Source organism: Pantoea sp. Morm (genome assembly GCF_016643525.1).
GTDB lineage: Bacteria > Pseudomonadota > Gammaproteobacteria > Enterobacterales > Enterobacteriaceae > Pantoea > Pantoea dispersa.
The window spans coordinates 21,886-36,577 of record NZ_VOQX01000030.1; the positions used below are offsets into that span (position 1 = coordinate 21,886).

The following is a 14,692-nucleotide window of genomic DNA, read 5'->3' on the forward strand; positions in this document are numbered from 1 at the left end:
ATTGTAATGATATTCAGCTCCCGGCGTATTCTCTGTGACAGTAGGACGTGGGCTCCCCCCGGGTTTGCACCGTGTAGGAAGGAAAATCCGTGATTTCAATATTACTGAATGGCGTAAAGATTTCGCCTGCAGGCAGACGCCGGCGGAATCCTTCCAGGACGGACTTTTCACCCGCAGGGCCGACGGACGGCATCGATACCGACATGCTGTCAGGAACGATGCGGGAATAGCTTCCTTTATCATCCATCCGGTCCAGTATTCTGAGCTTCAGCGTCAGGTCAGAACTGCTACTTTTACCCGGAATGGTCCATGTCGATGAGACCTCATACACTGCGCTGTCCTGCTTCCTGTCAACCACGGTTCCCCGCATCTGCAGTATAGTCGGCTGGATCATTTTTCCGTCGCCCGGCAGATTCTTACTGCATACCATAACGGAGCCGGACGGATAGGCGGCGTTCAGGTGTATGACTTCATCCCGCGTCGCGGCAGGCGTGGCAGGCACCACTCCTGCAGACGCAATGACTCCGGCAATCAGACCGGCAGCCAGGCGCCCCCGGATCCCTGCCCGCGGACTACTCACCCGGACGGTCAGCGGGTGAGCAACCGGACCCGTAATGCCGCGGACTATATCATCTGCCTCCATCATCGTTTTTTCTCCATTTCCTTTAAATCCCGCCATCCATATACCCCTGTGCTCCTACTCTGTTGTGCTTACCCGCCGGCCATCCGGAACCGGCATCTTCAGCAGGCGCGATCGCCGTCGCGGCTCTGCCCCGGGAGGGCGGCCTGCGCCAGTATCCTGTCGCGGTGCGCGTCAAGCCGCTCCAGCCGGACGCCTGCGTCCCCGGCGTGCGTGATTTCCGGGCTGCCCGCGTCCCCCCTGAACCGCCGGCGCGGATGTATCCCCGGCAAAAGGCCGCCGTCGCCGCTGAGGGTGCAGATGACCCGCCCGCCGCCGGTGACGATCTCGCGCCGCACCTGCGCCGCCTGCCACATGCTCCCGGCGATGCGCGTTTCCCTGAGCCAGAGTTCCCGCAGCCGGAACACGCCCCGCGTGAGGGCGGTAATGTCGTCCATCGTGTGACTGTCGATAAGATCCACTGTAACATGCCTTATTATTTCAACTGCGATAATCACTGCTACTTATAAAATGCTCCGTTATAGTTACCCTTCATACAGTAAAGACTGGACACATACCGAATGTGATATTACCAACCTGAAATTAACGGAAGGCGGCATCCGGTGGTTCCGCTTTCTGCCGGATTTACGGCTTTCGCTGAAGCGTAGCACGCGCCGTCGCGGGGAAAAGCGCCGTTTCCGCGGCCGCGCCCGCCCGGCGCGCCCCGTATGTAGTGCCTAGATTAGCTGATACAGCCACTATATGTAGTGTTAGACGCGGAAAACCACCCTCGCACTTGAAAGATCCGATTCTGCCTTTTTTCGGATCTCAGGAAAAGAGAAGAAGGATTGTTGCATGATAATCACAAAAAAATGGTAATTATTGTGATTATTGTGATTATTGTGATTATTGTGATTATTGTGATTATTGTGATTATTGTGATTATTGCTAATTAAGCGAAATTTATATTAATTGATAACTCAAATGCAATTAAACAGCGACCTCATCAGTGGTCTGAAAGGCTCAGAAAATGGATGACAGCTGATGGACTCTGGGTTCCTTACTCACGTCGCAGGCCCCGCATTCATCAGCCCAGGTACCGGCGAGACTGCCTCGGAGAACTTGTTCAGATTGATGGTTCTCCACATGACTGGTTTGAAGGTCGTGCGCCGAAATGCTGTCTGCTCGTTTTTATTGATGACGCGACTGGTCGCCTGATGCATCTCCGCTTTGGTGAGACTGAATCAGCCTTTGATTACATGATGGCCACCCGCGAATATCTCGAGCAACACGGCAAGCCCCTTGCGTTTTACAGCGACAAGCACGGTATTTTCAGGGTCAATAATGGTGGTTCAACCACAACCGGCGTCACCCAGTTTGGCCGTGTGTTTTCTGAACTAGGGATCGAGCTGATTTTTGCCAACAGTCCGCAGGCCAAAGGTCGCGTAGAGCGGGCAAATCAGACTCTTCAGGATCGGCTTATCAAGGAGATGCGTCTCGAGGGAATCAGTAGTATTGAAGCAGCCAATGCTTGGCTGGATACATTCATCGCTGACTTCAATCGTCGCTTCGCAAGACCAGCAAAACACCCTAAAGACCTGCATCGACCCGTGGCTGAAAGCAACGAAGAGCTGGATGATATCTTCGCCTGGCAGGAATTGCGTAAACTGTCTAAAACGCTGACATTCCGCTATGATAAAATGATATATCTGGTTGAACCTACAGAAAAAAATACTCGTATCGCTGGCGAAAAGCTCACAGTCTATGACTATCCAGACGGTACACTGGCATTCAAATACGGTTATCGTTCACTCAAATATCAGGTGTTCGACAAACTGGCGTGTGTCGATCAGGGGCAAATCGTTGATAATAAACGTCTTGGGGCTGTTCTGAAGTTGGCGCAGAGCAAAATGGATGAACTCGAACGTGATGGTAAGCGTGGGCGGAGCAAAAAGATGCCGAAAAGGCGGGCCCAGGCAAGAGTTCAGGAACAACTCAGGGCAACTAACCCGGTCCTGGTCAATCCGGAAGAATTCAGGGCCAGCTTGAAGCGCTAGCCCCCTTCTCTGCTTGGCCAAGCTAAAGCACTGGCCGTAATCGCGGCCTGGTTTTAGCGCGGAGCGTAACCTTCTTCTCTCAGCGCTTTCTGTAATTTATCGATCGCATCTTTCATTAGATACGTCTCATCATCACTGACAGCACAGGCCCTCATCTCACTCCAGGTCAGGCGCTTAATAAACTGCGCAAGCGCCATAGCTTCTTTATCATCAAGTTCAAGAAATAACTTCTCAATACCGTTCATAAGCATCCCTCTTAAGGTGAAGCTCAATTTTATCAGTCGTCAATAACCGAAACGAGTAATCCGCATCAAAAATCAGATAACGACGGCAACTTATGGTCTTTTCAGAGCTAAGCCCAGACACAATCTATCACTTCAGGTGACATTTGAAACTGGGGGAATTGGGTGACATTTTAAGCTTGCAATAACATGCGTTGTAGTGGCTAAATTGAGATGTATGTCTCTGGGATGCTGATGTTTTCAAGCCTGTAAGTCTGGTCAACTAGTCTGGAGTAATTTGACTGAGACGTAACTAATAGTAGAGAAAAGAGAGATACTCACTCTTTTCTCTCATCTCTATTAATTAATGTAAATTGTGATCATTCAGACATTGACAACAGGCCATCATCCAGTCGATTTCCCTGGATTTTTATACCTGCTAATAACGCATCCATATTAGCCAAATCTTCCGTAGTTAATTCAAGATCAATCGCTTTCAAGTTGTCGTCGATATAGGCAACTTTATCCATCCCGGGGATTGGTACGATCCATGGTTTTTGTGCCAATAACCATGCCAGAGCTACCTGCACAGGTGTAGCTCCTTTACTAGCCGCTACTTCTCGGAGCATGATGACTAATGGCATATTTGCTTTTATTGCGTCTGGGGTGAAGCGCGGGAAGTTTGCACGTAAATCTGTTGCGCTATCGAATTTTGTCGAGGTATCAATCGTTCCTGTAAGGAATCCGGTCCCCAGCGGTCCCCATGGCACAAACCCGATCCCCAATTCCTCACAAACGGGCAATACTTCTGCTTCAGGCTCGCGAGTCCACAAAGAATACTGGTTTTGTACAGCCGTGACAGGAGTTACTGCATGTGCCCGACGAATTGTTGCAGCACCAACTTCGGATAATCCATAGTGACGGATCTTTCCTTCCTTAATTAAATCTCCCAGCGTTCCCGCAACATCTTCAATTGGGACATTCGGATCCACTCGGTGCTGATAAAAGAGATCGATATAATCTGTTTTCAGGCTTTTCAGGGATGCTTCGGCAACAGCACGGATGTTTTCCGGGCGGCTATCAACGCCTGTTGTCACGCCATTTTCCAGTTTGAAACCAAATTTGGTCGCAATAATAACTTTTTCACGGTATGCAGATAACGCGTTACCTACAAGCTTTTCATTCGTATAAGGGCCATAGGCCTGTGCGGTGTCAAAAAAGTTAATTCCTCTTTCGAGGGCAGCATGAAGAACGTCAATCCCGGTCCGCTCATCAACAGCGCTACCGGTTCCGAAACTTAAATTCATAGCTCCCATACCCAATGCTGATACATTTAATCCGCTACGACCTAATTGACGATATTTCATATTGAATTCCTTACTCATTAAATACGGGCTATGCCCAGGCTGTCATGTAAATAAAGTGATGGTTCAATCACTATGCGGGTAATCAGATCGGCAATACTTAATCGGGAAACACTGCTGCCCCTAAAAATCTCATTTTTGTGGGTTAGCTCATATTCAACTTCATGCCCATTGGTAAACCACGCAGGTCGGATTATCGTATGATCGAGCCCCGCATTTTCTATAATGTTTGTGGATTCCCGATATGGATCCAAAGTAATACCATACTTTTCACCCGGGACTTCATCATATATACCCATTGAGCTAATAAATATCAAACGGCGCACACCCGTAGATTTCATTGCACGAACAATCGTCTCGGCTTGTTCTTTCATATTACCGGACAGGTTGGCGTACACAATATCTTTACCGTTCATGGCGAGTCTGAGTTGTTCATAATCCAGAACATCACCTTCAACCATGGTTACCCTGGCTGTATCCGGATTTTGCAGGCGTCCACTGTCACGTAAGTACAGAGTTAAAAGAGTCTGGCTGTTATCCAGTAAGTAGCGGGTAGCCACTCGTGCAAGAGAGCCCGCAGCCCCCAGAATCAATAGATTTGTCATTCTTCTCATACCTCATTCCAAATCGATGAGGATAATATTAACGAACCTGATTGTATTTGTATGTGGATTAATCATGCATTCTGTATTCTCAGTTATGGAATAATGAAAAGTACTTTTATGAATGATATATGATAAAAAAGCCTTATTAATGAGTGAGGTTCATAACGCTTATCAGCTTACGATGATTATTAATTGCTTCCGGAGCGATATTATCGTACGCATTACTCTCGTTTATGCAGGTATTTATGAACCGTTCCCCCTCCGTGAAGACAACCGGACTACTGTTTATTCTGATCCTCAGCGCCCTGATGGCCTTTACGTCCTTGTCTACAGATATCTATCTTCCCGCTATGCCCATTATGGCGAAGGAGTTGCAGGGGGATGCAGAATTAACGATTACCGGTTTTTTGATTGGCTTCTGTCTGGCACAGCTCATCTGGGGGCCGATCAGCGATCGCTTCGGTCGTCGCCCTCCTCTAATAATCGGCATGGTATTATTTATTATCGGTTCCGCAGGATGCGCACTTTCTACTGACATCTCGCATATCGTTTTCTGGCGCGTATTTCAGGCGCTTGGGGCCTGCACTGGTCCGATGCTGGCGCGCGCCATGATTCGAGATCTGTTTAGCCGTACTCGTGCCGCCCAGATGCTTTCAACATTAACCATTGTCATGGCGATTGCCCCTATTGTTGGCCCACTTCTTGGCGGGCAGATAATTAAACTCACTTCCTGGCATGCCATTTTCTGGTTGTTGACGGCAATTGGCACATTCATGCTGCTGTCACTTTACTGGTTGCCTGAAACATTGCCGATTGAACGTCGAATATCGGCCTCAATGAGTGATGTGTTCCGGACATATTATCGGTTACTCAGTCATGTGAATTTTATGAAATTCACCCTCTGTCTGACGTTTTATTATGTGGCCATTTATGCATTTATCGCTGGCTCTCCTTTTATCTATATCACATGTTTTAATGTTGATCCGCAGCATTACGGTTGGTTGTTTGCCGTCAATATTGTTGGTGTTATGGGGCTAAGTGCGGTTAACCGTCGCCTGGTACAACACTACCCTCTGGAAACGCTCTTAAAAGGTGCAGTACTGATTGCCGCTATTGCGTCATTAGTCGTGGCTGTTGCGACAAAACTTAATGTCGGTGGTATAGCCCTGATTGCCCTCGCAATTTTCATCCTGTTTTCAATGAATGGCATTATTGCCGCCACGGCAACGGCTGCCGCGCTGGATGCGGCGCCGAACTTTGCGGGGTCGGCTTCTGCACTGATTGGTTCACTCCAGTACGGCAGTGGCATCATTTCATCACTGCTGTTGGCAATTTTCAGCGACGGAACCCCCTGGACGATGGGCTGGATTATCACGTTTTTCACTCTGGCCAGCGCAGCCATAGCGCTGACCACGCGAGTGAGTAAGGCAGTTCATTAAATATTTGTGCTAAAGAAGGCAACAAACTGCCCTATCGTTGCATCGACATAGCGTAGTACTCAATAGAATTGTCAGGGCAGCGTCAGCCTGACGATATGTCGAAGTGATTAGAATCATTGCAGGTAATTCCCATCATCTTAGATAAGGGCACTTCGCATGATCAGACATTTACGTTTCCTCGGACTGTTGCTGCCCTTATTCACATTTTCATCCAGGGCAGCGGAACAATATCCCGCTGTCCATATCGCCCCAGCAGGAAGTCAGAACGCGGTGTATGGGCCCACCGAGAACTTTGCCGGTCGTGTCAGGATTGATCCTCTCCTCAAACCGGATAACGACATCAGTGTTTCCGGGGCTTATGTCACGTTTGAACCCGGCGCTCGTTCCGACTGGCATACGCATCCGGCAGGTCAGCGGCTGATTGTGACCTCTGGTGTTGGGCTCACCCAACAAGAAGGCCAGCCGGTGCAGGTTATCCGCGCAGGTGACGTTGTCTCTTGCCCGGCGGGCGTCAAACACTGGCACGGGGCGGCCCCCGGCAGCGCGATGACGCATCTGGCGATAACCGGGATTGTGGATGGCAAAAGCGTTAACTGGATGGAGAAAGTGACAGATGAACAATACCATGCCCATTAAAGCATTAGCGGCATCGTTACTGCTGGCCTTTGGTTTTGGTCTCGCAGCACATGCTGCGCCCGTCAATAAAGGAGCCTCATATATGAACCACGAACAAACGGTTTCAGATACGTTGTCAGCCCGCCAGCAGGCCATTTCGTTGATTGCTGTATCGATGGCTAGCAGTCAGATGGATAAGCTGAATGCCGACCTGAATCAGGGGCTAGACGCCGGACTCACGATAAACGAAACCAAAGAGATTCTCGTCCAGCTCTATGCCTATACGGGCTTCCCCCGTAGCCTGAATGCGCTTAATGAACTGATGAATGTCGTCGAAGCACGTAAACAACGTGGTATCAAAGACGTTGAGGGTAAAGAACCGGTTGCCCCGATCCCTGTCGGGGATGAGCTTCGCCGTGTCGGCACCGCAAACCAGACAAAAATCTCAGGCGCTCCCGTCCAGGGCCCGCTGTTTGATTTTGCCCCGGTGATTAACCAGTTCCTGCAAACGCATCTTTTCGGTGATATTTTCGCCCGCGATAACCTCGACTGGCAAAGCCGCGAGCTGGCAACGGTTGGCGCATTAGCAGCCACTCCAGGCGTTGAAGCACAGCTGTTATCGCATACACGAGCAAGCATGCGGCTCGGCCTCACGGCAGCACAGCTGCGGCAGCTTGCACAGGTTCTGCGTGAACATGGCGAAAGTGATGCCGCAACGCGAGCTGAAAAGGCACTGCAGCAGGCGCTCGCAAACAATTAGGAGTGGGTTATGGAGCATGATCCCAACCGCAGAATGTTAATCTCCGCACTAGCTGGTTTCACGCTGATGAACGTTTCTTTGGCATCAGCGGCGACCGGAACCGCAAACGTGCAGGGTAAAAGCCGTGTTCTGGTGGCGTACTTTTCCCGCAGCGGAAATACACGAGTCATTGCGGGCGTCATTCACCGCAGCTTGAATACCGATCTGTTTGAAATCGAACCGACTACGCCTTATCCAGAAGACTATTTTCAGACCGTTGAACAGGCGAAAAAAGAGCGTGAGCGAGGCGTAAAACCGACATTAAAAAATAACATTGCAGATATCTCACGCTACGAGACCGTTTATTTAGGCTTTCCGATCTGGGGGACCAGCGTGCCGCCTGTAGTTCAAGCATTTCTCAGCAGCCACAACCTTGCGGGCAAATTGCTCATCCCCTTCATTACTCACGGTGGCTACGGTAAAGGAGACAGCGACGACATCCTTACCCGTCTCGCCGCAACTGCGCGTCGGGAAAAACCGCTGGTTATTGAATGCGACCAGGAGCGAAGAACAACTGAAATGGTCACCAGTTGGTTAGAGACAATACGCAGTTAATCGTCCGCATTCATGAGTCTGCCAAATAAGGGCAATCAGGGGGGCTTAATAATTAACGCTGACAACTCAGATATTATCGAACGGCAAACATAACTGAGGATGTAATATTGAAGACAATCTTAAAAACGCTGGCCATCTGCATGATGGCGGGTGGCCTGGTGGCTCAGTCGGTATATGCCGAGCCGTTGGTCATTCAGGAACAGGGTAGCTTTTCTGCTGGCGGTACTATCAACACCGCTCCTGGTAAGTTTGACGCGAAGAAGCCGCTGGATTCCGCTGGCCAAACCTACCATGGCGATCATGCGTCTGTCTTCTACCAAATTCCTGAGAATCCGCATAAATACCCTATCGTCATGCTGCACGGCGCAGGTCAGTTCTCCCGTACCTGGGAAAGTACCCCGGATGGTCGCGAAGGGTTCCAGAACATATTCCTGCGTCGTGGGTTCTCAACTTATCTTGTCGATCAACCACGCCGGGGCAGCGCCGGGCGCACGACTGTAGAAGGTACTGTTACGCCTAAACCGGATGAACAAATGTGGTTTAACCAGTTCCGAGTTGGCGCGTGGCCAGAGTATTTTAAAGGTGTTCAGTTTTCTCACGACAAAGAAGCGTTGAACCAGTATTTCCGTCAGATGACCCCGAACACCGGACCGTTTGATATCAATGTGATCTCTGATGCGATGTCCGCCGTCGTGGATAAATCCGGCCCCGCTATCCTCTTCACACACTCTCAGGGTGGCGGGCCAGGCTGGTACACTGCGATGAAAAATGACAAGGTCAAAGCCATTGTCGCCTTCGAGCCGGGAAGCAGCTTTGTCTTCCCGGAAAAAGAACTCCCTGCCCCTATGCCAAGCGCGTTTGACACGCTAAAGGGTGAGCCAGTGCCAATGGAACAGTTTATGGCACTGACCAAAATCCCGATTCTGATTATTTACGGCGATAACATACCGGATAAACCTGTCGCCATGCCCGCGCAGGACAGCTGGCGCGTACGTCTGGCGATGGCTCGCGAGTGGCGTGACGTGGTGAACAAGCATGGCGGGGATGTCACTGTGACACATCTGCCTGAAGTAGGAATCAAAGGGAATACTCACTTTCCGTTCTCCGACCTGAATAACATCCAGATTGCTGATTTGGTTAGCAAATTTCTTAAAGATAAAAATCTCCAGTAGCCATACATAAGGATTGCTCATCATTCATTTATGAGTACAGCTAATTAGCCTTAGACAATATTACTCTCTAATCAAATAAATAAGGGTGCGTTAAGCTCTTTTCACCCCCTGGATTGAGGATATTCATGTGCAAACTGTAAAACTGAACAACGGTATTGAAATGCCCCTGCTGGGCTTTGGTGTCTTCCAGATGACGGATGCTGCTGAATGCGAAAGAGCCGTTATTGATGCAATTGATGCGGGATACCGTCTGATCGATACCGCAGCGTCTTACCAGAATGAAACCCAGGTCGGGAACGCTCTGAAACAGACTGGTATCGCCCGTAACGAACTCTTTGTAACGACCAAACTGTGGCTGCAGGATACTAATTATGAAGGCGCTAAAGCACAGTTCGAACGCTCCCTGAACCGGCTGCAACTTGATTACGTCGACCTGTATCTGATTCACCAGCCTTATGGCGATGTCCATGGAGCATGGCGTGCAATGGAAGAACTGCAGCAGGCAGGCAAAATTCGTGCTATCGGTGTAAGCAACTTCCATCCTGACCGACTGGCCGACCTTATCGCCTTCAACAACGTGGCTCCTGCGGTGAACCAGATTGAAGTTAACCCCTTCAATCAGCAGCTGCATGCGGTTCCATGGAATCAAAGCCATGGCATTCAGCCGGAAGCCTGGGCACCGTTTGCTGAGGGTAAAAATGGCCTGTTCCAGCATCCCATATTAACGGCAATTGGCCAGAAGTACGGCAAAAACGTGGGCCAGGTTGTACTGCGTTGGATCTTCCAGAGAGGCATCATTTCACTGGCGAAGTCGGTGCGCAAAGAACGCATGGAGGAGAACATCAACATTCTCGATTTTGAACTCAGCTCTGAGGATATGCTGCAGATTGCCGCCCTCGACACCGCAACCAGCGCTTTCTTCTCTCACCGCGATCCGGCGATGGTGGAATGGCTGACTGGCCGCAAACTTGATGTTTAAGTCGCGATAAAAGAGGTATTCATTCAATGCAAAAACGTTATCTGGGTAAATCCCGACTCGAAGTCTCCTCGCTTGGGCTAGGCTGCATGGGCTTAAGCCACGGCTACGGCCCGGCGACCGATACTCGTCAGGCTATCGAGCTCATTCGCGCAGCGGTTGAACGTGGCGTCACCTTTTTCGATACCGCTGAAGTGTATGGCCCTTTCCTTAATGAAGAGGTTGTCGGCGAAGCCTTAAAACCATTTCGTGACCGCGTGGTCATTGCCACTAAGTTTGGTTTTACTTTTGGCGACGACAACAAGCAGCAGATTTTAAACAGCCGTCCGGAGCATATCCGTGAAGCTGTGGAAGGATCATTACGCCGTCTCAAGACTGATGTCATTGATCTGCTGTATCAACATCGTGTCGACCCGGATGTCCCCATTGAAGATGTTGCGGGAACAGTGAAGGACCTGATCGCTGAAGGTAAAGTTAAACATTTCGGTCTGTCCGAAGCGGGGGCGCAAACTATTCGTCGTGCGCATGCCGTACAACCTGTCACTGCCCTGCAAAGCGAATACTCAATGTGGTGGCGCGAGCCTGAACAAGAGATCCTGCCACTTCTTGAGGAACTCGGCATAGGATTTGTTCCCTTCAGCCCGTTAGGTAAAGGATTCCTGACTGGAACCATTAACGCTTCCACAGCCTTTGCAGAGAATGACTTCCGCCGTAAAGTCCCTCGTTTCGAGACCGAAGCACTGGAATCCAATAAACAACTTGTTGCTCTTTTGGAAGTAATTGCAAAAGACAAAGGCGTCAGCCCGGCACAAATTGCGCTGGCATGGCTGCTTGCTCAAAAAACCTGGATTGTCCCTATTCCGGGTACAACAAAACGCCATCGTCTGGAAGAGAACATGGCCGCATCATCTATATCGTTGTCTCAGGCTGAATTGCTGAAGATAAAAGCCGCTCTCGATACGGTCAAAATTGTCGGCGAACGTTACCCTGCCTCATTGCAGTCTCGAGTGGGCCGTTAGCCATCTATTTAAATAAATTCTCCAGAACTACACTTGGGAATGCTTTCAGACTTTTAAAGGTTAAATATGATTAAGACGGTCAAAGCGATTGGTACCGATGCGGCAACGCATCCTCTGAAAGAATTCAGCATTAAACGTCGCGGATTATTAAATGATGATGTGGAAATAGAAATTCTCTACTGCGGCATCTGCCACTCTGATTTACATCAAATCAAAAATGATTTTGGCGGCACCCATTATCCGGTTGTCCCCGGACATGAAATCGTTGGCCGGGTGATTGCTGTCGGTGAGAATGTCACCAGATTTAAATCCGGTGATTTTGCCGCTGTCGGTTGTATCGTCGATTCCTGCGGTGAGTGCCCTGCCTGCCGCCACGATCTGGAGCAATTCTGCGAATCAGGTACGACATTATCATTTAATACACCAGATAAACATCTGGGTGGAATGACCTACGGTGGATTCTCACAAACTTATGTTTGCCGGGAAAGTTACACGCTGAAAATGCCGGATAATTTAGATCTCGCCGCCGCAGCGCCGTTACTTTGCGCCGGTATTACCGTCTATTCGCCACTCAAACACTGGCAAGCCGGTGCCGGTAAAGTGGTGGGGATCCTGGGCATTGGCGGGCTTGGGCATGTTGCGATAAAAATAGCAAAAGCCATGGGTGCTCATGTTGTGGTCTTTACGACATCGCAGGCTAAAGTTGAGGATGCGAATCGCTTAGGCGCACATGAAGCGGTACTCTCTTCCGATGCACAACAAATGGCAAAATTTGCCGGCAAACTAGATCTGATTTTAGATACCATATCGGCAAAGCATGACGTTAATGCGTATCTGAAATTATTAAAAATTGATGGTTCAGTAGTGCTTGTCGGTTTACCTCCAGACCCTATTGAAATTTCCTCATTTAATGTCGTGAAAGGCCGTCGTAGCTTCTCTGGCTCCAATATTGGCGGCATTGCTGAAACCCAGGAGATGCTTGATTTCTGTGCTGAACACAATATTACCGCAGATATTGAACTGATTGATGCCAGCCAGATAAATGACGCCTTCAGCAGGCTGGAAAAGGGAGACGTGAAATATCGCTTTGTTGTTGATATGAAAACATTGAAATAATCAACATCTTACTATGCAGCCTTCGGGCTGCTTTTTTTTGCTATCGCCACGAGCGCCTTCAGCATCGTTTTATGATCTACCATCAACAATGGCAGCACTTTAAGTGATGGCATTATCAAATTAAAGGTGTAGAATCCCTGAGGTACAGATTATTCATGTTTTTTATTCATAGGTGTATGCGGACTGGCTATCTTAATCAACCACGCTAAACCCGTTATGATGTCCTCGTTCCGTCATATTGTTAAAAATATTACTTACGAGGTTTACCATGAAAAATACCGTATTAATTCTCTCCACATTTTTGTCTCTGTTTTCCATTAACAGTGCATTTTCCGCACAGGCAATCTCAAGTGATGCAGGCAAAGAAAAAATTGACGTTGTTTCCGCCAGTGGTGCCACTACGCTTGATGAATTAGTGGCCAAACTTGCTGACCAGGCAGATAAGCAAGATGCATCCTCTTTTAAAGTTATTTCGGCTACAGGAAATAACAAACTGCATGGCGTAGCAGAGATTTATAAATAATCCTGCTTAGTTCATTTCCGCGGGTTCATTTTATCCTCTTACTGGTTGTAAACAGAGTGAGACTGATGATGATTAAACTCGAGCAATTGATCACCGAAATAAGCAGATGGATAGACGACAATATCCATCAACCACTCAGTATCAATGATGTTGCAGCGCGCGCGGGGTATTCAAAGTGGCATCTCCAGCGCGTTTTCTTTCAGATGAAGGGACAGAATATTGCGACATATATACGGGATAAAAAACTGGCGTTAGCAGCAAACGATCTCATTATCAGTCGTGATAAAGTACTTGATATTGGTATTCGTTATGGTTTTGAATCCCAGCAGTCATTCACTAGGTCATTCTCAAAAAAATACAATGTCCCACCTCAAGCGTATCGCCGATTATATACACAAAAGCATTTTTAAACTGCACTGATAATAAGAGTTCAATATGATGAAAAGTTCGGTGGCTTATTCGCCTCTGGCTATGCTATGCATTTTTTCTATGACGACAGGGTTAGCCGGGTGCGACAGTAAGGACGCGTCTACCGCCAGCAAAGATATTCCTCCTGATGTTATTGTCGAAACAGTAAAAGCAACGCCGCTCACCCTGACCAGCGATCTCCCTGCAAGAACGGTGGCATCCCGTATTGCGGAAATCCGCCCGCAGGTTTCAGGGATTGTGCTTTCGCGTGATTTTACAGAAGGCAGCGAGGTTAAAGCCGGTCAACCACTCTACCATATCGACCCTGCAACCTTCCGCGCATCAGTGGATAATGCCCGGGCGGCACTCAATCAGGCGAAGGCCCAGTCGGAGCTTGCCCAGACAACGCTTTCCCGCTACCGGGCACTGAGCGGGAAAGATTATATCAGTCGTCAGGATCTCGATCAGGCTCAGGCCACTGCCCAGCAGTCGCGTGCGGCAATCGATGCGGCCAGCGCAGCCCTTCGATCTGCAGAAATCGATTTGTCCCACAGCACGGTAACGTCACCACTGAGTGGTCGCATCGGGTTATCTAGCGTGACTGAAGGGGCGCTGGTCCAGAACGGTCAAAGTACTGCGCTGGCTACCGTGCAGCAGTTAGATCCAATGTTCGTTGATATCACCCAGCCGGGCGAGGCGTGGTTACGGCTACAGAGTGCACTTGCGAGCGGCCAGATTAAGCAGGAAAACGGCAAAGTGCCTGTCCATGTACTTATGCAGGATGGAACCCCTTATCCGCTGAGCGGCACACTGGCGTTCTCTGATGTCACGGTGGATCAAACCACGGGCGCAATTACCCTTCGCGCCATTATTCCTAACCCAAATCATCAACTGCTACCCGGTATGTTTGTTCGCGCCCGTCTTGAAGAAGGTGTTGCACCAGAAGCACTGCTGGTTGCCCAGCAGGCTGTCACCCGTACACCACGTGGTGACGCCATGACGCTCATTGTTGATAAGCAAAATCGGGTACAACCCCGCGCGATAACCGTGACGGGAGCGTCTGGCGGTCTTTGGCAGGTCACCGAAGGTCTTCAGGCTGGTGAACGGGTCATTGTTTCAGGCAGTCAGCGGATTAAACCCGGCGAGGTTGTGACCCCGCATGAACGCGCCACGCGCTCCGGTTCGTCTTCACAGGAATAATCAT

Annotated in this window: 16 protein-coding genes and 1 pseudogene; 12 read left to right on the forward strand and 5 right to left on the reverse strand. The window is 49.4% G+C overall.

Going from position 1 to position 14,692, the window contains the following annotated elements; genetic code table 11:
• Nucleotides 1-13 precede the first annotated feature (13 nt).
• Nucleotides 14-679, reverse strand: coding sequence for a hypothetical protein (locus FT726_RS12480; protein ID WP_346302863.1), 666 nt, complete (start codon nucleotides 677-679; stop codon nucleotides 14-16).
• A gap of 62 nt (nucleotides 680-741) precedes the next feature.
• The gene (locus FT726_RS12485) at nucleotides 742-1,101 is read right to left on the reverse strand and encodes a hypothetical protein (protein WP_346302864.1); all 360 of its coding nucleotides are present in this window, start codon (nucleotides 1,099-1,101) and stop codon (nucleotides 742-744) included.
• A gap of 534 nt (nucleotides 1,102-1,635) precedes the next feature.
• On the opposite strand from FT726_RS12485, the pseudogene FT726_RS12490 reads away from it, so the two are divergent.
• Nucleotides 1,636-2,676: pseudogene (locus tag FT726_RS12490) on the forward strand (ISNCY family transposase); the annotation flags it as partial.
• 53 nt (nucleotides 2,677-2,729) lie between these two features.
• On the opposite strand, the gene FT726_RS12495 reads toward FT726_RS12490, so the two are convergent.
• From FT726_RS12495 to FT726_RS12505, 3 genes are all read right to left on the reverse strand, one after another.
• Nucleotides 2,730-2,921 (reverse strand): hypothetical protein, encoded by a 192-nt coding sequence (locus FT726_RS12495; protein WP_060589184.1) that lies wholly within the window; start codon nucleotides 2,919-2,921, stop codon nucleotides 2,730-2,732.
• Nucleotides 2,922-3,277: 356 nt separating this feature from the next.
• Nucleotides 3,278-4,264, reverse strand: a complete 987-nt coding sequence (locus tag FT726_RS12500) for an aldo/keto reductase (protein WP_346302865.1) — start codon at nucleotides 4,262-4,264, stop codon at nucleotides 3,278-3,280.
• A 17-nt stretch (nucleotides 4,265-4,281) separates the two neighbouring features.
• Nucleotides 4,282-4,866 carry an NAD(P)H-binding protein gene (locus FT726_RS12505; RefSeq protein WP_346302866.1) on the reverse strand — a complete coding sequence of 195 codons (585 nt, stop codon included), beginning with the start codon at nucleotides 4,864-4,866 and terminating at the stop codon, nucleotides 4,282-4,284.
• Between the two features lie 245 nt (nucleotides 4,867-5,111).
• Here FT726_RS12505 and FT726_RS12510 point away from each other — a divergent pair, with 245 nt between their 5' ends.
• From FT726_RS12510 to FT726_RS12560, 11 genes are all read left to right on the forward strand, one after another.
• Nucleotides 5,112-6,305: a multidrug effflux MFS transporter gene (locus tag FT726_RS12510; protein WP_346302867.1), complete on the forward strand. Its 1,194-nt coding sequence runs from the start codon at nucleotides 5,112-5,114 to the stop codon at nucleotides 6,303-6,305.
• A 156-nt stretch (nucleotides 6,306-6,461) separates the two neighbouring features.
• Nucleotides 6,462-6,941 carry a cupin domain-containing protein gene (locus tag FT726_RS12515; RefSeq protein ID WP_346302868.1) on the forward strand — a complete coding sequence of 160 codons (480 nt, stop codon included), beginning with the start codon at nucleotides 6,462-6,464 and terminating at the stop codon, nucleotides 6,939-6,941.
• Nucleotides 6,919-7,680, forward strand: coding sequence for a carboxymuconolactone decarboxylase family protein (locus FT726_RS12520; RefSeq protein WP_346302869.1), 762 nt, complete (start codon nucleotides 6,919-6,921; stop codon nucleotides 7,678-7,680). The genes FT726_RS12515 and FT726_RS12520 overlap by 23 nt, the downstream gene beginning before the upstream one ends.
• Nucleotides 7,681-7,689: 9 nt before the next feature.
• Nucleotides 7,690-8,274: a flavodoxin gene (locus tag FT726_RS12525; RefSeq protein WP_346302870.1), complete on the forward strand. Its 585-nt coding sequence runs from the start codon at nucleotides 7,690-7,692 to the stop codon at nucleotides 8,272-8,274.
• Nucleotides 8,275-8,381: 107 nt separating this feature from the next.
• On the forward strand, nucleotides 8,382-9,446 hold the full coding sequence (locus FT726_RS12530; RefSeq protein ID WP_346302871.1) for an alpha/beta fold hydrolase: 1,065 nt from the start codon (nucleotides 8,382-8,384) through the stop codon (nucleotides 9,444-9,446).
• 127 nt (nucleotides 9,447-9,573) lie between these two features.
• The gene (locus FT726_RS12535) at nucleotides 9,574-10,425 is read left to right on the forward strand and encodes an aldo/keto reductase (protein ID WP_346302872.1); all 852 of its coding nucleotides are present in this window, start codon (nucleotides 9,574-9,576) and stop codon (nucleotides 10,423-10,425) included.
• A gap of 26 nt (nucleotides 10,426-10,451) precedes the next feature.
• Nucleotides 10,452-11,441: an aldo/keto reductase gene (locus FT726_RS12540; protein ID WP_047626667.1), complete on the forward strand. Its 990-nt coding sequence runs from the start codon at nucleotides 10,452-10,454 to the stop codon at nucleotides 11,439-11,441.
• 69 nt (nucleotides 11,442-11,510) lie between these two features.
• The gene (locus tag FT726_RS12545) at nucleotides 11,511-12,557 is read left to right on the forward strand and encodes an NAD(P)-dependent alcohol dehydrogenase (RefSeq protein WP_407075068.1); all 1,047 of its coding nucleotides are present in this window, start codon (nucleotides 11,511-11,513) and stop codon (nucleotides 12,555-12,557) included.
• A gap of 268 nt (nucleotides 12,558-12,825) precedes the next feature.
• Nucleotides 12,826-13,080, forward strand: coding sequence for a DUF1471 domain-containing protein (locus FT726_RS12550; RefSeq protein WP_346302874.1), 255 nt, complete (start codon nucleotides 12,826-12,828; stop codon nucleotides 13,078-13,080).
• A 68-nt stretch (nucleotides 13,081-13,148) separates the two neighbouring features.
• The gene (locus FT726_RS12555; RefSeq protein ID WP_346302894.1) at nucleotides 13,149-13,490 is read left to right on the forward strand and encodes a helix-turn-helix domain-containing protein; all 342 of its coding nucleotides are present in this window, start codon (nucleotides 13,149-13,151) and stop codon (nucleotides 13,488-13,490) included.
• Nucleotides 13,491-13,518: 28 nt separating this feature from the next.
• Entirely contained in the window at nucleotides 13,519-14,688 is a 1,170-nt protein-coding gene (locus tag FT726_RS12560; protein ID WP_407075069.1) for an efflux RND transporter periplasmic adaptor subunit, read from the forward strand.
• The last annotated feature ends 4 nt before the right edge of the window (nucleotides 14,689-14,692 follow it).